Raw genomic sequence first — 22802 nt, forward strand, 5'->3', positions numbered from 1 at the left:
GTTATGAAAATTAGAAATATAATAAATAGTACAATAGCTTTGTTTATGGTCCTGACATTTGCTTCTTGTGATGCACTAGACCTTAAGCCAATAAGCTTTATAACGAATGAATCTTTCTGGCAGACAGAAGATGACGTGAAGGGTGCGTTAAATGGTATTTATGTCCAGTTACGAGGAGCTGCTGAACATGATTTGTATATATTGGGGGAAGCGCGTAGCGAAATACTGACTGTAGGTATCGGTGGATATGGCGGATATGATATTTATTATTATAATACGTTGACACAAGCTAATATGCCTATATCCTGGATACGTTATTATCAGATAGTCAATTCATGCAATCTTCTTTTAAAGTATGCTCCCAATGTGACTTTTAATAACGAGACTTCCCGCAATAAAATGTTGGCTCAAGCTTATACAATGAGGGCTTTCATGTATTTTGTGATGACTCGTACATGGGGGGATTTGATAATCCATACAGATCCTATTGAAAACACAAATTCAGAAGTCCTTTATAAAGAAAGAAGACCCCAAACGGAAGTTTTCCAACTGATAAAAGATGATTTGGAGAAAGCTTTGTCTTTATATCCGGATGACAATTTCGGTGATCAAAGAGCTATGTGGTCAAAACCGGCAACATTGGCTTTGAAAGCTGAAGTATATCTTTGGAGTGGAAAAAAAATGAATGGTGGAAGCAGTGATATTGAAACTGCATTAAATGCTTTGAATTCAATTAAAACGGATAAGCTTCGTTTACAGCCGGATTTTGCTGATGTATTTGCTTATGATAATAAGGGTAATGATGAAATCTTGATGAGTGTTAGATTTCAGGATTTGGAATCTGGTATTAACTATTTCAGATATATGTGGATACATGCGAGTGCTGTTCCTGGAGATGCTCCTCAAGAGGTAAAGGATATAGTTTATCCGATAGGGCCGGGACAAGGTATTATAGTAGCTTCGGACGAGTATAGAAAGCAATATACAGAAGATGATACTCGAAAAAATGCTTCTTTTCTTGAGATTTATTCTAAAGATCAGGAAACTGGAGAAAATAAATTTTATGTTAGTGTAGTATTAAAAGGTAAAGGCTTGGTGCGAGATGGTGATCGTATTTTTGCAGATGATATCATATTGTACCGTTATGCTGATATTTTATTAATGAAGGCTGAGGCTAAAAATGCTTTGGGACAAGATCCTTCTGCAGAAATTAATGAGGTCAGGAAACGTGCATATAAAGACAAGTATGAAGAGCATATTTATGTGAATAGCACAAAAGAGGCGAATGATGTAGCTATCTTGAAAGAAAGACTTTTAGAATTGGCTTTTGAAGGTAAAAGGTGGTGGGATTTGGTACGTTTTGACAAAGCCTTTGATTTGGTTCCTTCTTTGAGAGAGCATAAGGGGGAAGATTATATGATGCTGTTCCCCATTCCTTTGTCAACAATAAGCGTGGAGCCGAAAGTTACTCAAAATCCTGGTTGGGATAAATAAAGTATATTATTGAAATCTTTCCAATATGTTGTAACTTTACAGCATATTGGAAAGATTGATAAACGAACATAATAAAATTATATATGAAAAAGTCTATATTTCTCTTTTATTGTCTGCTTGTCCACTTGTGTTCTGCGACAACATTATTTGCTCAACAGAATGACGTTTTGATACCAGGTGTCAAGAAAATAAAGGATGTAATAATATATAAGGATACCATGTTTTACTCCGCTTTTCCTTCAGCTGTAAAATTATCGAATGGAGAGATACTGGTATCGTTCAGAAGAGCTCCAGACCGTAAAGTCTTTAAGGAGAAGAAGAATAATCATTTGGACCCGAATAGTTATCTGGTAGTAGTGAGATCCAAAGATGGCGAACATTGGACCAAGGAACCGGAACTGCTTTATGCCCATCCGTTTGGAGGCTCACAAGATCCATGTTTGTTGAAGTTGAAAGATGGAACACTGCTATGTGCTAGTTATTTGTGGACATTTATTCGTCCGGATGGTTTAGCTGTTCTTAAGAAACCGTTCGTACAGAATACAGACGCTGTTTTTGCAGGAGGATATTTGCTCCGTTCTTATGATGATGGTAGAACTTGGAATGATTTGATTATACCTTGTAGCGTTCCGTCTGAAATAAATTATAGTGGATTGGGAGGTAAATTGCCGGCTTATAATCGTGGCGCTTTGTATGAAGGAAAAGATGGACGTATTTTTTGGGCAGTAGTAGCTTCTGATACAGAAGCTTTAAGAAATACGTCGGTCTATTTGCTTATATCCAAAGATAAAGGAAAAACATGGGAATACGGTACGAAAATTGCTAAAGATAAAAAGGTCTCGTTTAATGAGACTTCCATGTATGAAACGCCTAATGGGGATTTGATTGCTTTTATGCGTTCGGAAGCGTTTGGTGACCAAGCTTGTATTGCACGGTCCATAGATGGTGGGAAAACATTTGGTGAATGGAAAAGTATGGGGTTCAAAGGACATCCTCTCCAGGCAATGAGGCTGCCAGACAATAGAGTTTTGTTGACATATGGTTATCGTCATGAACCTTGTGGAGTTAGAGCCAGAATTCTTAATGCAGAATGTACAGATTTTGCCACGGCTCCTGAGATTATCATAAGAGATGATGCGGATGATGGAGATGTCGGATATACATGGGCTGTACAGCTGGATGAGAAGAGGGTATTGGTGGTATACTATATAAACTTTGACAGAGCCAAAGGTACTAGACATATACAAGGCTCTATTTTAGAGATTGAACCGCAAGGATAATTGTTAATACATAATATGATGAAGAGAAAACAAATTCCGGGCAATATGGATTCCAGCCCTCAAAAGATGTCTCGTCGTAAAGCATTGGCTACTATGGCAGGTGCCGTAGGATTGGCAGCATTACCTGGTGTAGGGCATGCATTGAATCCCATCAAGAAAGAACGGAGAGACATTCAAACCTCTGCTTTTACATCTATCCATACTATGCGTAACGCTGTATCTCGTCAGTTTACGACTTTTGACTTGAATACTAAGATTAAAGCCCATTTGGTTGGACCGGGTGAGAAATCTGTACTGGTAGATCACACTTCTCCTGGTGTAATTACCCGTATGTGGTTTACTATTAATGGTTGGTTTTGGGAAAATTGGGATTTAAGTAAGGAGCGGTGGCCTGATCCTACTATTTTGAAAATGCTGATTTTGCGTATTTATTGGGATGGTGAGGACTATCCTTCTGTAGAATGTCCGATTGGTGACTTCTTTGGTATAGGGCATTGTGAATATAAGCATTATATGTCCAAATATATAGGTATGTCCAGTGGAGGTTTCTATTGTTATTTTCCGATGCCATTTAAAAAGGTAAGGATAGAAGTGGAAAATCTTCATCACCGTTTGACTACAAGCGTTTTCTTAAATGCCAATTATGATCAATTGGAGAGTTTACCTGAGGGTATGGGACGATTCCATTGTTTATATAATGCTGGTACCAATCCTGGTTATGAACCATTAACCATATTGCAGACTAAAGGACATGGACATTTTATTGGCTGTTCCTTGTCCATGCAGAGTTGGCTTCCAAACTACTTGGGATATTTGGAAGCACCCGAGTTTATTTATATCGATACGGAAGACAAAAGTGTACCGACTATAGTTGGTTCTGGACTTGAAGATTATTTTAATGGTGGCTGGTATTTTAGGGAAGGTGAATTCTGTGGAGAGTTGCATGGAGTTCCTATAAAGGATCCGCTCCGTTCGATGGTGAGTATGTATCGTTATCATGAGCAAGATGCAATCTGTTTCAATGAAAGTTTTATTTTTGATTTTATAAATCCCCGTAAACCGGAGCAGACCCGGCCCTTTAAATTCTCTTCGGCGGCTTTCTGGTATCAAGACAAAGCTGTACCTCTGGCGTTCAAATTACCAGAGAAAGAAAAGTTGGTTGATTGGTATAGAATGCGTGATACAGACCATCAAGCTATACCATAAGATTGATATTTATATTTACTTTTTGAATTACTGAAATATGTTACTTGAAGATAGGATTTTGAAAAAATGGTTATTACCTTTTATATTGTCGGTTCTTATTGCCGTAGATTCCATGGCTCAATGCATTCCGGTGTACAAGGATTCTAGTATGTCTGTTGAACGACGGGTTACAGATTTATTGGGCAGAATGACATTACGAGAAAAAATAGCACAATTAAGTCATTTGCATGGTTATCAATTATACAATGGTCAAGAGGTGGATTACCAAAAATTAAGAGATGCAGCTGGTGATATTAGTTACGGCTGTATTGAGGGATTCAATCTTACTGGTGAAAATGTGCGGAAAGCATTTCATGCAATTCAGAAATATATGGTTGAAGAGACACGCTTGGGAATCCCAGTTTTTACAGTAACTGAGTCTTTACATGGCTCGGTACATGATGGTTCTACCATTTTTCCTCAATCTGTAGCCGTTGGTAGTACTTTTAATTTAGATTTGGCTTATCAGATGACTAAAGCAATTGCTACAGAATTAAGGTCCCAAGGGGTAATTCAGACTCTTTCACCAGGATTGGATGTTGTTCGGGATTTGCGATGGGGGCGTGTTGAGGAATCGTTTGGTGAAGATCCTTGGCTAGTGGGACAGATGGGGATTGCACAAGTGAAAGGTTATATTGACGGAGGAATATCTCCAATGTTGAAACCTTTTGGACCGGGAGGAGCTCCTTTGGGAGGGCTGAACTTGGCTTCAGTTGAGAGTGGAGAACGGGATATACGTAATATCCATATCAAGCCGTATGAGATGGCTGTTCGGAATACGGAAGTGAAGGCGGTGATGACCTCCTATAATTCTTGGAATGGCATCCCTAATTCTGCTTCTTCTTATTTACTGACGAATATTTTACGCAATGAATGGGGATTCAAAGGATATGTATATTCCGATTGGGGGGCAGTGGCTATGTTGAAGGATTTTCAGCATACAGCTAAGGATGATAGTGAAGCGGCTATCCAAGCCTTGACTGCGGGGGTGGACTTGGAAGCTTCCAGTAATTGCTATTGGGCTTTGGAGCAATTGATAGAGCAAGGCAGGTTTGATGAAAAATATGTGGATTTGGCTGTTGGACGTATCTTACGTGTTAAATTTGAATTAGGATTGTTCGAGAATCCATATCAGGGCGCTGACATGCCGGGAGTAGCCATGCGTACTAAAGAAGCGGTGGAGCTATCGCGCAGAGTGGCTGATGAATCGATTGTTTTATTGAAGAATGAAAATACTCTTTTACCCTTAAATTTGAATAAAATAAAATCATTAGCAGTGATTGGGCCGAATGCTAATCAAGTACAGTTCGGGGATTATACATGGAGCCGGAGTAATAAAGATGGGGTTACTCCACTTGAAGGCCTAAAGAAACGGGTTGGAAATAAGATAAAAATAAATTATGCGGCAGGATGTGATCTTATTACAGATAATAAATCCGGATTTGATGAAGCTGTAGCTGCTGTAAAAGCGAGTGACATGGCTGTTGTATTTGTTGGTTCTTCTAGTGCTTCACTGGCACGTGACTATTCAGATGCTACATGTGGGGAGGGGTTTGACCTCTCTTCTCTGGATCTGACAGGTGTACAAGAAGAATTGGTGGAAGAAATCTATGCAATAGGAAAACCAGTTATAGTTGTATTGGTTACAGGTAAGCCTTTTTCTATTTCTTGGATAAAAGAACATATTCCAGCCATAGTTGTACAATGGTACGGTGGTGAGAAAGCTGGAGATGCAATAGCTGATATGTTATTGGGAAATATTAATCCTTCAGCCAAACTTCCATTCTCGTTTCCGCAGAGCGTAGGACATTTACCGGTTTTTTATAATCATTTGCCAACGGACAAAGGATTCTATCGTCGTCCTGGTAGACCAAATGAACCTGGACGTGATTATGTTTTTTCTTCACCAGCTCCGTTATGGTCTTTTGGGCATGGATTGAGTTATACTACATTTGAGTATTTGAATGCTCATTATTCTGCAGAGTTATTACATCCATCTGATACCTTGATTGTCAGTGTATCTTTGAAGAATACGGGTAGTGTAGCGGGAAAGGAGGTAGTACAGCTTTATGTTCGAGATGTGGTCAGTTCGGTTGTGACTCCAGTCAAGCAACTGAAGGCATTCTCAAAACCATTCTTACAACCAGGCGAAATGCAGACAGTTGTTTTGAAGCTACCAATACAAGAATTGGCCTTATATGATTTGAGCATGAAAAAAGTAGTAGAAGAAGGGGAGTATGAAATACAGATAGGAACAGCCTCAGATGATATCAGATTACGAAGGACAATCTTTGTTGGCAGACAGCCGGTGACTAGTAATAGTCTTGGTCATAACGACTTCTGCATGGATGAAATTGTGAAGAATCCAGGAAGAAAGATAAAGGTTGCTGGTTGTGTCAGAGATGTACAAGCAACCCCTATAAGTGGAATTGAAATCAAATCTAATTATTCTGGTAGAACGGTTATAAGTAAGGAAGGCGGAAGATATTCCATTCTGACTGTAGAAAACGATGTGCTAACGATTTCTGCCAAAGGATTCGAGACAGTAAATATCAAGGTGAATAAACAAAAGGATATAGATATAAAATTGAATTACAGTCATGATTAAACACGAAATCAGATGGGAATACATATTGGTAATATGTATTATTCTCGGTACGTTACCTTGTAATGCACAGTCAGTAATTCCTATGCCAAAAGAAATGGTGATGGGAGAAGGTTCTTGGGATGTATCTGCCGATACACGTATAAATTACAGTAATGATGCGCTTACCAAAACAGTCAGTCTCTTTAATAATTATTTAGATGGACGGTTTGGGGTGACTTTGAAGAAAGGATCGAAAGGAAAGAATGCCATTCATTTGCAGATAGACAAGAAAATGCCTTTAGAGGCATATTCATTAGTTGTGGATGATAAGGGAGTAACAATCAAGGGAAGTGAAGCTGGAATATTTTATGGAATTCAGACATTGCAGCAGTTACTTGTTGATAAGGGAAATGGATGCATACAGCTTCCGTATATTATGATAAATGATGAACCCCGTTTTGGTTATCGTGGTTTGATGTTGGATGTTGCACGTTATTTTTACTCAGTGGAATATGTAAAAGAGTATATAGATTTAATGGCTCGTTATAAAATAAATAGATTCCATTGGCATTTGACAGAAGATGCCGGGTGGCGTATTGAAATAAAAAAGTATCCAGAATTGACCAAAATTGGGGCATGGCGTAATAGTACTCAGTGGGGGCATAATCCGACAGAACAAGATCGTATTCCACATGGAGGATTCTATACTCAGGAGCAGATTAAGGAGATTATCCAATATGCGGCAGATAGGTACATCACTATTGTTCCGGAGATCGATTTACCAGGACATACAATGTCTGTTTTAGCTACATATCCGGAGCTGTCTTGCACGGGCGGACCATTTCGGATACCGGAAACTTGGGGTATTAAGGAGGAAGTTCTTTGTCTCGGTAATGATAAAACCTATCGGTTTGTAGAAGATGTTTTATCTGAGGTGATAGATTTGTTTCCCGGTGAGTATATTCATATAGGCGGTGATGAGGCACCTAAAAGACGTTGGAAAGAATGTCCGAAGTGTCAACGACGCATTAAGGAAAATAAATTGAAAGATGAACATGAATTACAAAGTTACTTCATCCATCATTTGGATGAATTTGTAACGGGGAAGGGGCGAAAAATCATTGGTTGGGATGAAATCTTAGAAGGTGGTCTGGCACCGAATGCTGCTGTAATGAGCTGGAGAGGAGAAAACGGTGGAATTGCTGCAGCGGGAATGGGGCATAAAGTGGTGATGGCTCCCAATAACTATATGTATATTGATTATTATCAGAGTGAGGATTATACTAATGAGCCTTTAAATATAGGAGGACTGGTTACGTTGGAACATATCTACAGCTATGAACCTTATACGCCTAAGCTTACAAAAGAGCAATGCGGTTATATAATGGGGGTACAAGCTAATGTTTGGGGAGAATTTATACATCATCCTGATAAAGTGAACTATATGGCATATCCTCGGGCTATGGCCCTTTCAGAAATAGGTTGGTCACCTGCGGAAAAGAAGAATTATGCAGATTTCCGTGAAAGATTAGCGGGATGTTTGGCTGAACTGGATAGACAAGGGGTTACTTTCCGTATTCCCGAACCGATTGGTTGGGATAAAGCTATTGTTAGAGGCGGTAACGCGATAGTGGATTTGAAGCCGTCAGTAGAGGGTGCTGATATATATTATACCACAGATGGTACCGATCCTCGTTTATATGGAAAACTCTATACGGATACATTGCAGTTACCTTTATCTTTCAGTGGAGTAAATATAAAATGTTATCTCCGCCTTTCTTCCGGTAGAAGTAGTGCTGTTTATACAGTTGTAGCTCCTGATACAAAATAAAAAAATGATAATAAATACAGTATTTATGACGAAATATTTATTAATATGTCTGGTAGTTTGTGCACTGATTTTTCAAGGGTGCTGGCATCATGAGAGTGCGGTTGAACGTGGCTATAATGAGAAGTATATAGGTGAATATACGCGTAAAATAGCTTTCCCTATAGGAGGTATAGGCACGGGCATGTTCTGTATTGAAGGAACAGGAGCATTGAGTAATATGTCTATACGTCATAGACCGAATGTTTTCAATGAACCAACGATGTTTGCTGCAATTCATGTGAAAGGTTATGAGTATGGTACACGCATTCTGGAAGGGCCGGTTCCAGAATGGAAAAAATTTGGTGCTCCTAATTCCAGCCGTGGAGACGGCAGCTCATGGGGAATGCCCCGGTTTAAGGAGTATAGTTTCCAGTCACGTTTCCCTTTTGCGGAGGTAGAGTTGGCAGATCAGAATGTCCCTATAGATGTGAAACTGGTTGCCTGGAATCCATTTATACCAACGGATGAAGATAATTCAAGTCTACCGGTTGCTGGGTTTGAATATGAGTTTCATAATACCAGTAATGAGGAAGTACAAGCCGTCTTTTCATATAATAGTATGAATTTTATGCAAACTCCGGGTAGAGGTAAAGCGTATATAGATGCAGCAAAGAATGGATTCATTCTAAGACAGACAGGCACAGAGAATGAACCTTTCTGTCAAGGTGATTTTATGATTTATACTGACAATCCCCAGACAGTAGTTAATCATAACTGGTTTCGTGGAGGTTGGTTCGACCCATTGAGCATTTGTTGGGATAACTTGGAAGAGGGCAGAATGGAAGAGAATCCAGCAGGCTTGGAAGGAGCAGTGGGAGCTTCGTTATATGTGCCGTTTACTTTAGCACCTGGTGAGACTCGTAATATAAGGTTGTACATGGCTTGGCATGTCCCTTATTCACAAGAACGAATAGGTGGAATCCCACGTACAGATACTGATATCCCTGATGCACCAGTTTGTCCAGATGAATTGAGTAACTGTTATACTTATGAGAATAATTTTGAAGGGAATTACCGCCCTTGGTATAGCAGTAGGTTTGGCAGTATACAAGATGTTGCAAACTACTGGTTGGATAATTATGATGCATTGAAAAAGAATACTCAGTTGTTCACTGATGCTTTCTATGATTCTACTCTTCCACCTGAAGTTAAGGAGGCTGTTGCTGCTAATTTGAGTATATTGAAATCTACTACAGTACTTCGCCAATACGATGGGCGTATGTGGAATTGGGAGGGAAGTCATGATAATTGGGGCTCTTGTCATGGTTCATGCACGCATGTTTGGAATTATGCGCAAGCTGTATCTCATCTTTTCCCAAAATTAGAACGTACATTACGTGAAACAGAATTTTTTGTGAGCCAGGATAAAAGGGGACATCAAGTGTTCCGTACGAATCTGCCTATCAGTCCTACTGTCCATGATTTTCATTCGGCGGCAGATGGGCAATTAGGAGGTATAATGAAGGTATATCGTGAATGGAGAATTATGGGTGATATAAATTGGCTGAAGATGATGTATCCAGCTGTGAAGAAAAGTATGGATTATTGTATCCGTACTTGGGATCCGAGAGAGGTTGGAGCTGTTGAAGAACCTCACCATAATACGTATGATATAGAGTTTTGGGGCGCGAATGGGATGATTACCAGTTTTTATGTAGGAGCATTACAAGCTATTTGCTTGATGGGTAAAACGGTAGGCGATGATATTTCCCGTTATGAAGAATTGATGAATAAAAGTAAAGCATATTTGGAGAGCAAACTTTTTGATGGAGAGTATTTTATTCAGAACATTCAATGGACTGGATTGGACGCTCCAGACCCAGTTGATGCCCAATCGTTTGTGACCCATTATACGCCAGAAGCTTTAAAAATCCTACAAGAAGAAGGTCCGAAATATCAGTATGGTAAAGGTTGTTTGTCTGACGGAATATTGGGCTCTTGGATGACATTGGTATGTGGAATGCCGGAGGTGGTCGATCGTCTGAAAGTAAAAAGTCATTTGATTTCTGTCCATAAGTATAACTTTAAAAAGAGCTTAAGTAACCATGTCAACCCTCAACGTTCCACCTTTGCATTGGGAGAGGATGGGGGATTATTACTTTGTACCTGGCCGAAAGGTGGTAAGCTAAAATTGCCTTTTGTATACAGTAACGAAGTGTGGACTGGAATTGAATATCAAGTGGCTGCTCATCTTATGTTTGAAGGAGAAGTGGAAAAAGGGCTTGAAATAGTGAGAACTTGCCGTGATCGTTATAATGGTCGTGTTCGTAATCCGTTTAATGAATATGAGTGTGGAGCATGGTATGCTCGTGCAATGGCCAGTTATGCTATGCTAGAAGGCCTTACGGGAATACGCTATGATGCAGTAGACAAAATTTTGTATATAGATTCGCGGATTGGAGATGATTTCACTTCATTCTTGTCTACGGAAACGGGTTTTGGTAATGTTGGACTTAAGGAAGGAAAGCCGTTTATAGATGTGAAATATGGGGTAATAGATGTACAGAAATGTATCGTTTCCGGTAAGGAAATTCAATTATAGTTTGGATAAGGTTCTTGATTATATACAAATTGTGAAATTTGTAGTATTGTAAGATTTACATGTATAGATTAGATGGTTTTATGAGAGTTCTGTGGGGCTGTGATTGTTCCACAGAACTATTTTTATGTTATTTGCAGATTTTTGCAACCAAACTTCATCTTTCTGCGTCTAATAAATAAAAAGAGGAGATTATGAATATGAAAATGAATTTTTCTATGGACGAGATTCGTCTTAAAGTAGAGGAGTATATAAAGAAAGGTAGTCGGGCAGCTGGTCGTCCCGTACTGACAGCTTATTATGTCCTGACTGCTGATTCTACTCCAGAGAGTGAAAGGACAAATATCATGATTGCTTTGGTGGCCATTGTGTTTCCTGCCGGTATAGAAGACCTCTTGGGACAAGTCTTTATGGTAGGGAAGGGATTTGCTGCAATCTATGCTTATAAGAAAATGAAGAAATACATCACTCCACAGATAAAGGATAAGGTAGAGGCAAAATTGGATGAGTGGTTCCATGAGAATGTGATGGAAGTAGTGGAACCGCTTTATCTGGAATAACAGTTCGCCACAAAGATCATACTGATTTGCGCAGATTGAATTTATATCGGGAATTTGTATCTGTGCGAATCAGCATAATCTCCGTGACGGACTGTTTATTGTTTTTTGCTCAAGAAGCGTCTGGCCAGATATTTCCGTACCGGTTCATCATAGAATTTTAAGCATAGATAAGCCAATAATATGTTCCATGCGTAAACACACAAGGCAACCTGCCAAGTCTGCTCCAACGTGAAGAGCTGGTTCTTGATGAGCCATGCATAGAACAAGTACATAAATGGATAATGTATCACATAGACTGGATAGGATATATCTCCCAGGAACTTGCATATCTGGGTCGATTTTTTATCCGTTGTGGTACCGGAAGCTCCTAACCAGACGAGAACCGGAAAAGCGATGATTACACAGAACGCTTCATAAATGCCATTTGTACAGACCGGTGTTGCACCTTCCAAGTAGGGCACTGAAAACAAGGCAACCAATGCAATGGCACATATCCAGAAAGCACCTTTCACCTTGATAGGCTTGAAGTTGCGCGACAAAAGCATGCCCATGGAGAAAGGAAAAAGCATCCTCAGCAATCCGCCGCCAAAGTTTATTCCGTCCAGTGTCCAGCCTACCCCCATATTTCCGTATCCGGAGATGTCGAAAATGGCGAATGATGCCAATGCCACTCCCAGCAATATTGTCAGTACGGCAAGGGCTTTGTTTGATAAGCGGTGGATAAACAAGGCATAAAGGATGTTGCCTAAATATTCAAAAAACAAGGACCAGCATGGACCATTCAAAGGAAACATTTCGCCATTACCACGGACTTCATAACCTGCACCTGGCATTGCGGGAATAAAAAATATAGTGCAAAGAAGGGACAGCATAATCATGGAGAGGGCAATATGTGTTCCGTCCCATTGTACGCATCCTTGAAGACAGAAAGTAATGGCACCCAGGACAGCTCCCATAATGACCATCGGATGGAGACGTATCAGGCGCCGTTTAAAGAAGTTTTTCATTGTGAGGTTCCTGCCCCAACGGTCGTCATAAGCATACCCGATAACGAATCCCGATAGTATAAAGAAGAAATCTACAGCTAAATAGCCGTGGTTGAAGGTTTCGATAATGCTACCACCGGCAAAAGCATAGCCTTCGAATATATGATACCATATAACCATCAAGGCTGCTACGCCACGGAGCCCGTCGAGAAGGTCATAATGTGCTTTGGTGTCTGAAAAGGCAGAAGATGAAATGTGCGACATCTGTTTTTTTTCTGTTGTTTGGTTAATGTTTTCGGATCTCAAAGATACGCCATGCGAAGCGAAGTTCTTTTGCTTAAAAGCAAAAAAGAACGGCAATCTTCTATTTTTTTGCGCGTACCCGGCTGAGAGTATAGATGGAAATACCCAGGAAGGCTGCCACATATTTTAGCTTCACCCGATTTATCAGTCTGGGGTAACGGCGGTTAAATTGTTCATACCGCTCTTTGGGAGGCAGTTGGAGCCTTTCCACAAACATATGACTGAGCTCTTTGTTTACGTTCTGATGCAGTATTCTGCCCCAGTTGGCTATATCAATATATGTTTCGTAGAGAGCATTTAACTTGTCTATGTGGATGACGTAGATTTTGCAGTCCGAAAGAGTTTCAATGCTTTCTACTGACGGCTGCTGATAGTACAGTGAATCCATTCCGAAGGTTACATCACCTTCCTGGCTGAACCAAGTGGTGGTATCTTGTCCGTCGTGATGAAATACGGAACGGGTGACCCCTTCCTCAATGAAATAAACCAAACGGTCTGTCACTCCTGCTTGTACTATATAAGTTCCTTTAGGGTAGTGTCTTACCTGCATATTCATCAGCAATGCCTGAAGAGCTTCTTCGGAAACCGGATAAATCTGCCTGATTTTATGAATGATGTTGTTCATTGGAGGGGAGCTTTTTATTCGTTTACAAACTTACATAATTTTATTAACTAAAACTGAACTTTGATATACAAATGTGTGCGTTGCCTTATAAGCGTTTATGGTATAATGGAATTTTTTTTGTAAAAGAGATGTTTGTTCTTTGAATATTGTATCTTTGTAGAAAACAGTAGCGTATGAATAAAATATTGGTAACATTATTGGCTCTAATCGGAGGTAGCTGCATTTCATTCGCACAGATGGAGACTGGAAGAGTTTCCGATACAGCTGAGGATACATTGAGAATAGAAAATGAAATTGTCGCTGTTGATACCGGATTTTACCAGTCAGTAGTCCGCTATGATACGGTGCGCTATAATTTGAAAATGCAGAGTGTTTACAAAAAGGCTTTTCAACTAAAGAATGATGTTTTTGTGGAAAAGATGAAAGAGCCGTGGTTAGATGATATTCTCAGAAATATCTTATTTAAATAACCATGAATTTGTGCTTTGCGTCATTCGGTTGACTTCCTGGTTTAACTCACTCGGTTAAACCACACTAAATTCAGCATTCTCTAAAAACAAAAATCAGATAGAAATCTTGCGATAACTATCTGATTTTCAGAAGAGCGGAAGACGGGGCTCAAACCCGCGACCCTCAGCTTGGAAGGCTCTTTGATAATACTATTCAATTATTTGATTGTTAGTCTGTTAATTACTTCTATAAAAGTCAATAGAACAACTATTGACCAACATTGGTAAGGTTTATACAATACCAATAGCAGCATTTAGTAATGCTAAGTTTCTTGTTTCTTTCTCATAACAATTTCTATTATTTTAAAATATCACATTTGCTCCAGAAGGTAGAGCCTAAAATAGCATAGTTCTCTTCAACACTCTTATCAACAAAGAATAGTTCAGAATAAGGATGTCCTTCATACTCAAAGTTGAACTTTATAGCTTTACACCTTCTGAGTTTATTATCACTACACTTAACCACCTTATAACCCACTTCCCTATATACACCTTTGAAATGATAAAGTTTCAAAGGTTCTGGAAGAATAGGAAAAGCATCTTCACTTTCCCTCATCAGCTTCTCAACAGCCATTTGGTTAGCTTGATATTCTTCTTCTGTTGCAGGATACTCCTCTTTAAAGAAGTTCAAGAAATCAGGATTAATAAGGTTATGCTTCATTTTGTTGTCAAGAAGGAATGCAAAGCCAATATCTTTTATATGAATATACAGTTCTTTCTTTTGAAGGCAAATATTATTCAATATATTTTTGTGCGTCAATATTTCCATATTTAACAGCTTTCTTTAAGTCCTTTCTTGCTTCTGATTTTTTTTGAAGCTTTAGTTTTGCCAATCCTCTATAATAATAGGAATTACTATAAGCAGTTTCTCCTTCTGTAATAGAAATAGCTTTATCCATATCTTGAATACATTTTTCATATTCTCCTAAATGATAATATAGTTCACCTCTTGTATCCCAAATGAAAGATACTGTATTGTCCAATTCAATAGCTTTATTCACAAGTGGCAATGCCTCACTGTATTTCTGTAGTTTTACAAACTCATAAGCTCTATTATTATATGACATGGCTAAAATGGTTTTATTGGAGCATCCCTTATCTATGATAGTTTCATAATCTTTCATAGACATTTGTTTATTACCTATTATATTCCAACATCTTGCTCTATGAAACATGACTACTCCATCATATTGATTATCCAAATATAAATCTAAATTTTTAATCGCATTAGAATATTCCTTCTGTTTAATATGCCACTCAGCAGCAGTAATAAAAAACTTGTTAGCTTCAATATCTTTAATATAATTAAGGCAGATTCCCTTTTGATGTAATAATTCTCCCCAGTTAAATAAAGTTCCTTTAAAACGAGTATTTAGTTCTATACATTTATCATAATAATAAGATGCTAATTTGTAATTAGGATTATTTGTTTCCAACTCTGTCATAGCTTTAACATAGTACTCTTCAAAATCTTTTTCAGCTTCTTTATATGCTTCTGTTGCCATTAAAAGAGGTTTAGCCATTTCATCAAAAGTCATTCCTCTAAATTTAGGAGTGACTTGTGATTTTATTTCAACTGTAGTAAACAGCATTATTAAAGTAGTGACTACTGTCAATAATGGTTGTAAGTTACATTTCAACATATTATTAATCATGTATTTGATATTTATTAAAGTCAATAATCCATTTATTCTCTATAAGGAATTGCACACCAAGTACTCCATGAATCTGTATTCCAGTTTCATCCTGCACTTGCCTTATAGCCTCAGAAGCATCCAATACAGAAAAGGTGGAAGTATAATCTCTCCCTTCAAAATTGAATGTAGCTTCAATGATAGGAGTTTCTTTGTAGTGTCCCTCTATTCCCATTGTTCTATATGCTCCTTCAAGCAGTTTAAACTCACTCTTGAAATGTTCATATACAAAATCAAATAAGGTGTTATGAGTAGCACCCGTATCAATCAAAAAACAAAGGTTATTTGTTTTTCCTGACATCAGGATAAGTGGTAAACCTGCCTTTTGCAGACCAAATGTTAGTGGAAATTCCATATGATTATTTGTAATTATAGTATATATCAATCAGTCTCATTTTGGGAAATAGCTGGTTAGTAGAATCATATATTGCATGGTAAAGCATTTTTGCTGTAACCATACAGTTGCTATCACATTGTATAGATAAGAAATCATTTATTTGCTTTGGATTACTAACACCATCATCAATAATTAAATAATCTTTTTGATTAATATTGGTCAAGCATATTTTAGACAACCCTCTACATACAGCTGCAACAACATATTCAGATTGTTGGATAGTGTTACATAAACTCCATTTATCATGATATAAGATACTGAAATAAAATAATTCATCCACTTCTTTTATCTCAATATTCCCATATTCTTGGAAAAGAATATTTTTTTTACCCATCTGTTACTCTTTTTGTAGCCATACTACAAAAAAGAAAGTGTGGTACTTTCCTGCTGAGTCCAAGGTATCACCACAACACCTACAATCACAAACAAGGAAAGCCCACACCTGATGGTATGAGCATTCACTCCCTTACTGCTGTGATTGTTAGTCTTCAAAGTGGTGATTTTAGGACTTCACAAGTAAGAAGCAAACACTTCTTTATCTAATATGTCTTGTTAAACTTCTATTTCATTAGCAATCATTTGATTGTTTCTGTTGCAAAGTTAAGACTTTCCACATATAAACAATCATCCGAAGACTACTTTTAATAGGTTTTCAGACCATATTAGTACCATAGGCATGAGCTTATTCTCTTATCTATCATTAAGGCTCTTGAAGTGGAAAAGTAATAATAACCTTCATATCCACCAGTGGCAAATGTACCATTTATTCTATTACATATCTCTGATTCTCATATCTTTTCAAAATAAAAGCCCCAATTCCATGCAGGAACCGAGGCTTACAACAATAATAAACACAATACAAAGGCTACTCACCTTTATCTCTCTTTAGCCATTATACACATGAATATCAATCCAATAGTGATATTCAAAAAGCCTTTTATCATTATCTCCATGTTATAATCAGTTCAAATACCTTAATACCCAACTACAGCCAGCTACTCCAGAAGGAAAAACAAGAAAAGGATGGAAGACATTTCATATCCAATCTTTCTTCCAAACTACCTTCTGGAGCTTGTTTTCCAGTTCTCCATTCAGCCACCATAGAAAATACTCCTTGCTCACTTACTTCCTATATAAATATAACCAAGTAAGTGTGAAGTGTCGAATTTTTATTTTTATTCCTATAAGGTACATTACAAGTTTTTTCGACATTACAGAATTTCCTAACATAATGGATAAATAAGAGCAAATACTCCAGAAGGAAATAGGAAATATAAGATTATTGTATAAACCATGAATATTCATTTTCTCCATACAGAGCCTTATTTAGTCCATCTGTCAGCTGTGTGGCATTCAGTGACCTATCCAAGAAGTTATCTATATAGCTGCTTTTATTGGCTCCAGTGAGCAAATTATATACATTCCACATAGATATGGCACTCTGATTCTCAGGAAGAGCAAAGTTATCATCATTGTAATATGCCTTGGCTATAAGCCCTATCTGTGTATCAGTTATCAGCATTTGAGGAAGCCTTTTCTTCTGTTCAACTGGGAGATATTGATATAATCTACTCTTACCCAAAAACTGTGCAAACTGCTGTTCAGTCATATAACTATCTTTATATGCACTCATGTAGTATAGGTGTTTGGATATGTTGTACTCCTGAAATAGCCTCATCACTGAATTAAATAAATCAGCAGTACTCATCACCTTTAATTCTGACTTGTAACCATCAGTTGAGACACACATATTACAGCAGACTAAGTTCTTGAAGCCAATGAATACCTTGAACTTTTCTGCACCTTTCTTGCTATATAGATTCTCATGATTATATGCCCTGACACCACCAATGGTAAGATTTAACCTATTACCTTCAATATCTTCATGGATAGTAGGAATTTCAAAACAAAACATCATTCTTTCATAGTAAATGGTCTTGTCTGATTCAAGTAAATCCTTTACTGGTTTATGAATAGCTTCGGGTGTTCTGCCTTTAATGACATGGCTTACTCTGATAGTTGGTTCTTCAATCTTCTCATTGGGGAATATCTGATTGGCAGCTTCCCAAACCATTTCAATAAATGAAGGGTGACTGATAGTTATCTCATTATCCTTGCTGAATACTGGCACTACACATTCTTCCCTTAGATGCTGTATAGTGACTTCTTTGGTGTTGGCTTCTATAAAAGATAATCTTTTGTTTTCCCTTCTGGAGCTGATAATTTCAGCCTCTATAGTTTCAACTGGTGTTTCAATCTCAAACTTTGGCTGATTGAATGTTTGCATCAACATATTAGTTCTGTGTACTGGCATTAACTGCATTGCTTCCATAATGTATAAAATTAGGATTATAGTTGATAATAGGTTTATTGTTCTCTTCTTGTAACTGCATCTTCTTTTGCATGAAATCTGATGTAAGTTGCTGATACCATTCAGGGTATTGGTGATAAATGGAGGTAAGTTCTTCAATGGTTTTAGCCTGATTTATCTTCTGTTTTATCATATCCAAGTTTACTCCATTATTGCACCAATCCAGTATTATTTGCCCAGTAGTGGGTGTAATAGTAAAGTCTGGTTTACCCATGAATAGACTTGTTCTATCCTTTGAAGCAATGGCTTGATGCTTCATGTTAATATCAAGAACTATGGTAAATTCGTAGTCTATTCCATCTCTCATGACTGCTTTTAACCCCACTTTCTCTGGAATCATCTTACCATTCTTTTCATTGAGTACATAATCCTGCTTACACCTCATGGTACAAATAACATGGCTTGGAGATTGTAGAATCTTCTGCATGAAGGCATTCATTCTTGGTGTAATCTTCTGCCAATTAGTGAATGAATTGCCTTGTAAGTTAGCATGATACTCCAGAAGATTATCCCAACATTGGGATATAGAATCAATGATTATCACCTCCATTTTAGCATCCTCACACACTTTTACAGCTTCAATATAAGTTTCAGGTGTGAAGTTGTCTTGAAGGGGTAATACATTGTAATTTCCCAAGTGTGCATATAAATCAGCACTCCCATTTTCACTATCAATAATGGCAATTTTGGTCCAGTCATTTGTCAGACCATAGGCTAATAATAAGGCTGAATAGGTCTTTCCTGAGCCTGCACAGCCTTGTAGAGCAAGTTTTATTTTAGCCTGCTTCTTTGATGATACTCTTAATTTTAACATGACTATATTCTATTAATGATTAACTATTTAGAAAAATAACAAAGGCAGTCAGACTATTAATCCAACTGCCCTTCTGGAGCATTTTTATTAATTCCTATAGAGTTGCCAATGTAGTAGCTCCTCCTTCCCCTTTCTGATGTAACAGAAGGAATATATCTCCAGTTTCAGCAGAGCATACTTCTGAAATGACTGGTATTGTCAGCTCTCCAGTCTCCACCTTCCTTGAACAAGCTCCAGTTTCAAAGCCATAAACAAAGAAACACTTGCCAGTGTGTTCATTTCTTTTCACTTCAATCTTTTCCACATTGTGTTGTGCTTTAAATTCAGCCACACTCATTGTCTTTAAGAACTTCAAGTTTCTTTCCATAATTGTAAATTTATTATTGTTGTAGGGGGGACTATCCCCACCCTGAGTGATGGGGTAGGTGATTGGTTGGAGTGCATAACACTCATGGCTCCAGAAGAAAAAAAAATAAAAAAATAATTTTGAATAGTTTTTTCAAGTCAGTAAAAACAGTTATACATTACTACTTATAAACAGTAGTAATACTGTTGCTTATCTTTGTAAACATACATACTTTTAGGAACATCTTCACTTATGGCTGCCATTTCTAACCAATTTTCATAGTTTATATGTCCTAACCAAGATACACATAACATATAGTCACGAGGATAATCTTCACTTTCTGGATTCTCAGGAACATCTTCAAGTTTTTTCAAATAGCCCTTATTTATGAGTGATTTTCTTATTTTATAAAAGGTGCTTTTTTTTACTTTAATTTTTTCTTCCCAAAATTTCCATGACATAGTAAGGTTGAAAGAATTATTCACAGTATTACAATATAATGCAATGATGAATCCTTTCTCTTCTGAGGTTAAATCTGTATTTTCTAATACTTCCTTCTGAATTATTCTAAAATTAGTTTGTGGGTGTGGCAGAAAATATCTTTTTCTTTTAAGTCCTTCTTGAATAAACAACTCTATTCTATCGCAGAAACCACTTTTTTCTAATCTTGGCATAAAGTTATCTTTTATATAACTAAAGGATTGTTTTGTAATATCTGCTATTTGGAGATAGGTTGAGTCAGTTGAATAGTTTGAGTTGGTTGTAAAGTATAAGCCTATTAAAGTATATAAATCATTTGGAGAAAACAAACTACTAATTCTATTGGGTACTACAGTATAATTTTTCATATCTTATTTTCATGAGTCCATATTTTATGCGATACTATAATACCTACCTTAATCTTCTGTATTATAGTATCGCATAAAATATAGACAATTGTAAATCCAGTTTTGTTAAAGATAAATATGAGAAGAAAACAATCTCTCCTTTAAGGAATATATAAAGATATGAAAAAATATTGACTTATACAAATTGTTTAATAGCTTATTGTATTGATAATCAGGATTTAAAAATTAAAAAATCTTAATAAATTATTCTCTTCTGGAGCAATTCTATCCTTATGTTCTTTTAATTGTAGAGGATTTTCCCCTTTAATAACATATTGATTCCTTGGTCTATCAGTCTTATACATGCTTTTAAAGAGGCTTATATACTTTCTGGGCATTAGTACCTTGTGCAAATGATATTTGACTATAGGGACTAATATAGCTTGTATTTCAGGGGAAGATAATGTTTGGTTTACAGAAAAAGACTCCCTTATAGCTTTTTTGAAAGGGTGTTCTTCTGCTAAAGCCCAATACATTACAGCATTATTGAGATTTTTAAAGGCTACATCATTGTCAGTTCTAATCTCCCAAAGCTGGTTTAATAGGCTATCCAAATCAACATACTTATATAGCCTACCAAATCTCTCAAGAAATATTCTCTTATTTCTTTTACTCTGCCTAATACATGTCTTTAAAGTATTATCATTTAAACTACCTATTGCATCCAATGTATTAATTTCAGTAATAGCCTCTTGTATGTAACTATCTGCAAGTTCTCCTTGTATGGCTTTGTTTTCATCTTCAAGAGCCATTTGTTGCTGGCTTATATCATAATTTATAGAGTTGTATTGGGCTATGTTGGCACATTTATCTAAAGCTTCTTTCATCTTCTCAGGTAGGAAATATAGCCCTCTATATAACTCCATTCTCTCAACTAAATAATCTATATTCAGATAGGCAGGCACATACTCACCATATATGTTTCTCCTAATTAAATTTATAGGTTCATCATTGCTTATCCTCTCTTGAGCTTTATCCTTTATAGCCTCTTTTACAATAGAGAATAGGTTTGCAAGTGTATAGTCTCCTTGGCTAATGTCATCAGCAGCAGTAATAAGCCTTAAAACTTTATTAGCTTTTCTTACAAGAGAATCTGGATAAGTTCTCATATCTTCTACCAATGCATAATCTTTAGTATTATAAACAATAGTGTCACTTAGTATCTTATACTCACCTCTACATCTTCCATATATTTGTGTCATTCTATCTAAGGTCAACATAGAATAGTCTCTTCTGGAGTCTGATACTGTTATTAGATGATAATTGTCTGATATGTCTATTCCAGTAAAGTAGCAACAAGTGGCAAAATTAATTCTATTTGGCAATACATCATTACTATCTAGTTTGGCTGCATAATATTCTCCAGCTTCTTTAATAGATGCCTCACTGCATAGTATTGCACATTCCTTTTTCACTTCTTCTTCAAGAGAAGATATGATATTTTGAATCTGTAGGATGGAGTTATATGCAATGAATATTTTCTCATTTGGGTGAGATTTAATCTCATTTATCACTACTTGGATAATGTTATTGGTATGAAGTAGTTTAATGTTTCTTTTCTTTTCCCATTGCCATGAAATAGGAAATAGACATTCCTTCTTTAAAAGGGGATTGGTAAACTCTTTCATAGTAGCTGTAACCATGCACCTATTCTTGGGAGGGAACAATAGATAATAATCAATCACATCTTCCAGTTGAGGTCTGTAGTTACTATCAGATTGAAGGACATCTATTTCATCAATCATTAGAAAGTAGTCTTTATAATTCTCCTCTTTTATTAATTTCAGTAACCTACCTAAACTATCTGCTACTACCAACAGCTTCTTATATCCTTCCTTCTGGAGATACTCTATTATCTCTTGGTCTGTTGTCCTTTCCTTTTCATCCTTTATTTCACTTCCTATATATAAAGTATTGGGGTGCTTTTTACATTTGGAGAAAGCCAGTGCTTTTGTAGGAAGGACTATAATTGAATTTCTATTTGCATTTATTTCAAGGGTAGTAGCACCTACTCCCGGAATCTGTTTGTTTACTATGCCATGTGGCATCTTATCAATGTAAAAAGATAGATTAAAGTTACATTGAACCTCTTTACACCTTGAGAAATTCCCATATAATAATCCTTCAAGACTATCAATTCTTGTATCTGGTGATATTTCTTCTGGTTGTCCATAATCTGAATATATAATCTGAGGAGTGTCATATAAGTCACCATAAGTATTATATAATTTGGTAGTATCTGCCATATCTCACTTAGTTTAAGTTTATAATATAATAACAAAGTGAGCAAATATA

Annotated in this window: 19 protein-coding genes; 8 read left to right on the top strand and 11 right to left on the bottom strand. The window is 37.0% G+C overall.

Annotated elements, in window-relative coordinates:
* The first annotated feature begins 3 nt into the window (after window positions 1–3).
* The 7 genes from DXD78_RS11680 to DXD78_RS11710 all read left to right on the top strand — a co-directional run bounded on the left by DXD78_RS11680 (window position 4) and on the right by DXD78_RS11710 (window position 11575).
* Window positions 4–1494, top strand: a complete 1491-nt coding sequence (locus DXD78_RS11680; RefSeq protein WP_009037080.1) for a RagB/SusD family nutrient uptake outer membrane protein — start codon at window positions 4–6, stop codon at window positions 1492–1494.
* 83 nt (window positions 1495–1577) lie between these two features.
* Window positions 1578–2774: a sialidase family protein gene (locus tag DXD78_RS11685; protein WP_005823642.1), complete on the top strand. Its 1197-nt coding sequence runs from the start codon at window positions 1578–1580 to the stop codon at window positions 2772–2774.
* Window positions 2775–2789: 15 nt separating this feature from the next.
* Window positions 2790–3980 (top strand): glycoside hydrolase family 172 protein, encoded by a 1191-nt coding sequence (locus tag DXD78_RS11690; protein ID WP_005823641.1) that lies wholly within the window; start codon window positions 2790–2792, stop codon window positions 3978–3980.
* A gap of 37 nt (window positions 3981–4017) precedes the next feature.
* Window positions 4018–6627, top strand: coding sequence for a glycoside hydrolase family 3 N-terminal domain-containing protein (locus DXD78_RS11695; protein ID WP_034528813.1), 2610 nt, complete (start codon window positions 4018–4020; stop codon window positions 6625–6627).
* Window positions 6620–8437 carry a family 20 glycosylhydrolase gene (locus DXD78_RS11700; protein WP_005823636.1) on the top strand — a complete coding sequence of 606 codons (1818 nt, stop codon included), beginning with the start codon at window positions 6620–6622 and terminating at the stop codon, window positions 8435–8437. Before DXD78_RS11695 ends, DXD78_RS11700 begins: the two co-directional genes overlap by 8 nt.
* 25 nt (window positions 8438–8462) lie before the next feature.
* Complete coding sequence (locus DXD78_RS11705; RefSeq protein WP_009037077.1) at window positions 8463–11018, top strand: GH116 family glycosyl hydrolase; 2556 nt, start codon at window positions 8463–8465, stop codon at window positions 11016–11018.
* Window positions 11019–11209: 191 nt separating this feature from the next.
* Window positions 11210–11575 (top strand): hypothetical protein, encoded by a 366-nt coding sequence (locus DXD78_RS11710; protein WP_005823632.1) that lies wholly within the window; start codon window positions 11210–11212, stop codon window positions 11573–11575.
* Window positions 11576–11670: 95 nt separating this feature from the next.
* Here DXD78_RS11710 and DXD78_RS11715 read toward each other — a convergent pair whose 3' ends face one another.
* Window positions 11671–12825 carry an acyltransferase gene (locus DXD78_RS11715; RefSeq protein ID WP_009037076.1) on the bottom strand — a complete coding sequence of 385 codons (1155 nt, stop codon included), beginning with the start codon at window positions 12823–12825 and terminating at the stop codon, window positions 11671–11673.
* 100 nt (window positions 12826–12925) lie between these two features.
* Window positions 12926–13489, bottom strand: coding sequence for a Crp/Fnr family transcriptional regulator (locus DXD78_RS11720; protein ID WP_005823628.1), 564 nt, complete (start codon window positions 13487–13489; stop codon window positions 12926–12928).
* A 173-nt stretch (window positions 13490–13662) separates the two neighbouring features.
* On the opposite strand from DXD78_RS11720, the gene DXD78_RS11725 reads away from it, so the two are divergent.
* On the top strand, window positions 13663–13959 hold the full coding sequence (locus DXD78_RS11725) for a hypothetical protein (RefSeq protein ID WP_005823625.1): 297 nt from the start codon (window positions 13663–13665) through the stop codon (window positions 13957–13959).
* A 337-nt stretch (window positions 13960–14296) separates the two neighbouring features.
* On the opposite strand, the gene DXD78_RS11730 is transcribed toward DXD78_RS11725, so the two are convergent.
* The 9 genes from DXD78_RS11730 to DXD78_RS11770 all read right to left on the bottom strand — a co-directional run bounded on the left by DXD78_RS11730 (window position 14297) and on the right by DXD78_RS11770 (window position 22753).
* Window positions 14297–14767 (bottom strand): hypothetical protein, encoded by a 471-nt coding sequence (locus tag DXD78_RS11730; protein ID WP_098032555.1) that lies wholly within the window; start codon window positions 14765–14767, stop codon window positions 14297–14299.
* A complete protein-coding gene (locus DXD78_RS11735) occupies window positions 14733–15653 on the bottom strand; it encodes a tetratricopeptide repeat protein (protein WP_098032556.1) in 921 nt (306 codons plus the stop codon). The genes DXD78_RS11730 and DXD78_RS11735 overlap by 35 nt, the downstream gene beginning before the upstream one ends.
* On the bottom strand, window positions 15646–16047 hold the full coding sequence (locus tag DXD78_RS11740) for a hypothetical protein (protein ID WP_098032557.1): 402 nt from the start codon (window positions 16045–16047) through the stop codon (window positions 15646–15648). Before DXD78_RS11740 ends, DXD78_RS11735 begins: the two co-directional genes overlap by 8 nt.
* Window positions 16048–16051: 4 nt before the next feature.
* A complete protein-coding gene (locus tag DXD78_RS11745) occupies window positions 16052–16423 on the bottom strand; it encodes a hypothetical protein (protein ID WP_098032558.1) in 372 nt (123 codons plus the stop codon).
* A 945-nt stretch (window positions 16424–17368) separates the two neighbouring features.
* A complete protein-coding gene (locus DXD78_RS11750) occupies window positions 17369–18421 on the bottom strand; it encodes a DUF3871 family protein (RefSeq protein WP_098032559.1) in 1053 nt (350 codons plus the stop codon).
* Window positions 18384–19274 carry an AAA family ATPase gene (locus DXD78_RS11755; RefSeq protein WP_098032560.1) on the bottom strand — a complete coding sequence of 297 codons (891 nt, stop codon included), beginning with the start codon at window positions 19272–19274 and terminating at the stop codon, window positions 18384–18386. Before DXD78_RS11755 ends, DXD78_RS11750 begins: the two co-directional genes overlap by 38 nt.
* 94 nt (window positions 19275–19368) lie before the next feature.
* The gene (locus tag DXD78_RS11760; RefSeq protein WP_004289510.1) at window positions 19369–19641 is read right to left on the bottom strand and encodes a hypothetical protein; all 273 of its coding nucleotides are present in this window, start codon (window positions 19639–19641) and stop codon (window positions 19369–19371) included.
* 164 nt (window positions 19642–19805) lie between these two features.
* Entirely contained in the window at window positions 19806–20468 is a 663-nt protein-coding gene (locus DXD78_RS11765) for a hypothetical protein (protein WP_129643414.1), read from the bottom strand.
* 218 nt (window positions 20469–20686) lie between these two features.
* Entirely contained in the window at window positions 20687–22753 is a 2067-nt protein-coding gene (locus tag DXD78_RS11770) for a hypothetical protein (RefSeq protein WP_098032562.1), read from the bottom strand.
* Window positions 22754–22802: the final 49 nt, after the last annotated feature.

The organism is Bacteroides sp. D20, from assembly GCF_003436255.1.
In the GTDB taxonomy this organism is placed as follows: Bacteria; Bacteroidota; Bacteroidia; order Bacteroidales; family Bacteroidaceae; genus Bacteroides; species Bacteroides uniformis.

Excerpts from the sequence above, each read along its gene's own strand:
- DXD78_RS11680 (WP_009037080.1), top strand. The coding sequence starts at position 4 with ATGAAAATTAGAAATATAATAAATAGTACAATAGCTTTGTTTATGGTC.
- DXD78_RS11685 (WP_005823642.1), top strand. The coding sequence starts at position 1,578 with ATGAAAAAGTCTATATTTCTCTTTTATTGTCTGCTTGTCCACTTGTGT.
- DXD78_RS11690 (WP_005823641.1), top strand. The coding sequence starts at position 2,790 with ATGATGAAGAGAAAACAAATTCCGGGCAATATGGATTCCAGCCCTCAA.
- DXD78_RS11695 (WP_034528813.1), top strand. The coding sequence starts at position 4,018 with ATGTTACTTGAAGATAGGATTTTGAAAAAATGGTTATTACCTTTTATA.
- DXD78_RS11700 (WP_005823636.1), top strand. The coding sequence starts at position 6,620 with ATGATTAAACACGAAATCAGATGGGAATACATATTGGTAATATGTATT.
- DXD78_RS11705 (WP_009037077.1), top strand. The coding sequence starts at position 8,463 with ATGACGAAATATTTATTAATATGTCTGGTAGTTTGTGCACTGATTTTT.
- DXD78_RS11710 (WP_005823632.1), top strand. The coding sequence starts at position 11,210 with ATGAATATGAAAATGAATTTTTCTATGGACGAGATTCGTCTTAAAGTA.
- DXD78_RS11715 (WP_009037076.1), bottom strand. The coding sequence starts at position 12,825 with ATGTCGCACATTTCATCTTCTGCCTTTTCAGACACCAAAGCACATTAT.
- DXD78_RS11720 (WP_005823628.1), bottom strand. The coding sequence starts at position 13,489 with ATGAACAACATCATTCATAAAATCAGGCAGATTTATCCGGTTTCCGAA.
- DXD78_RS11725 (WP_005823625.1), top strand. The coding sequence starts at position 13,663 with ATGAATAAAATATTGGTAACATTATTGGCTCTAATCGGAGGTAGCTGC.
- DXD78_RS11730 (WP_098032555.1), bottom strand. The coding sequence starts at position 14,767 with ATGGAAATATTGACGCACAAAAATATATTGAATAATATTTGCCTTCAA.
- DXD78_RS11735 (WP_098032556.1), bottom strand. The coding sequence starts at position 15,653 with ATGATTAATAATATGTTGAAATGTAACTTACAACCATTATTGACAGTA.
- DXD78_RS11740 (WP_098032557.1), bottom strand. The coding sequence starts at position 16,047 with ATGGAATTTCCACTAACATTTGGTCTGCAAAAGGCAGGTTTACCACTT.
- DXD78_RS11745 (WP_098032558.1), bottom strand. The coding sequence starts at position 16,423 with ATGGGTAAAAAAAATATTCTTTTCCAAGAATATGGGAATATTGAGATA.
- DXD78_RS11750 (WP_098032559.1), bottom strand. The coding sequence starts at position 18,421 with ATGGAAGCAATGCAGTTAATGCCAGTACACAGAACTAATATGTTGATG.
- DXD78_RS11755 (WP_098032560.1), bottom strand. The coding sequence starts at position 19,274 with ATGTTAAAATTAAGAGTATCATCAAAGAAGCAGGCTAAAATAAAACTT.
- DXD78_RS11760 (WP_004289510.1), bottom strand. The coding sequence starts at position 19,641 with ATGGAAAGAAACTTGAAGTTCTTAAAGACAATGAGTGTGGCTGAATTT.
- DXD78_RS11765 (WP_129643414.1), bottom strand. The coding sequence starts at position 20,468 with ATGAAAAATTATACTGTAGTACCCAATAGAATTAGTAGTTTGTTTTCT.
- DXD78_RS11770 (WP_098032562.1), bottom strand. The coding sequence starts at position 22,753 with ATGGCAGATACTACCAAATTATATAATACTTATGGTGACTTATATGAC.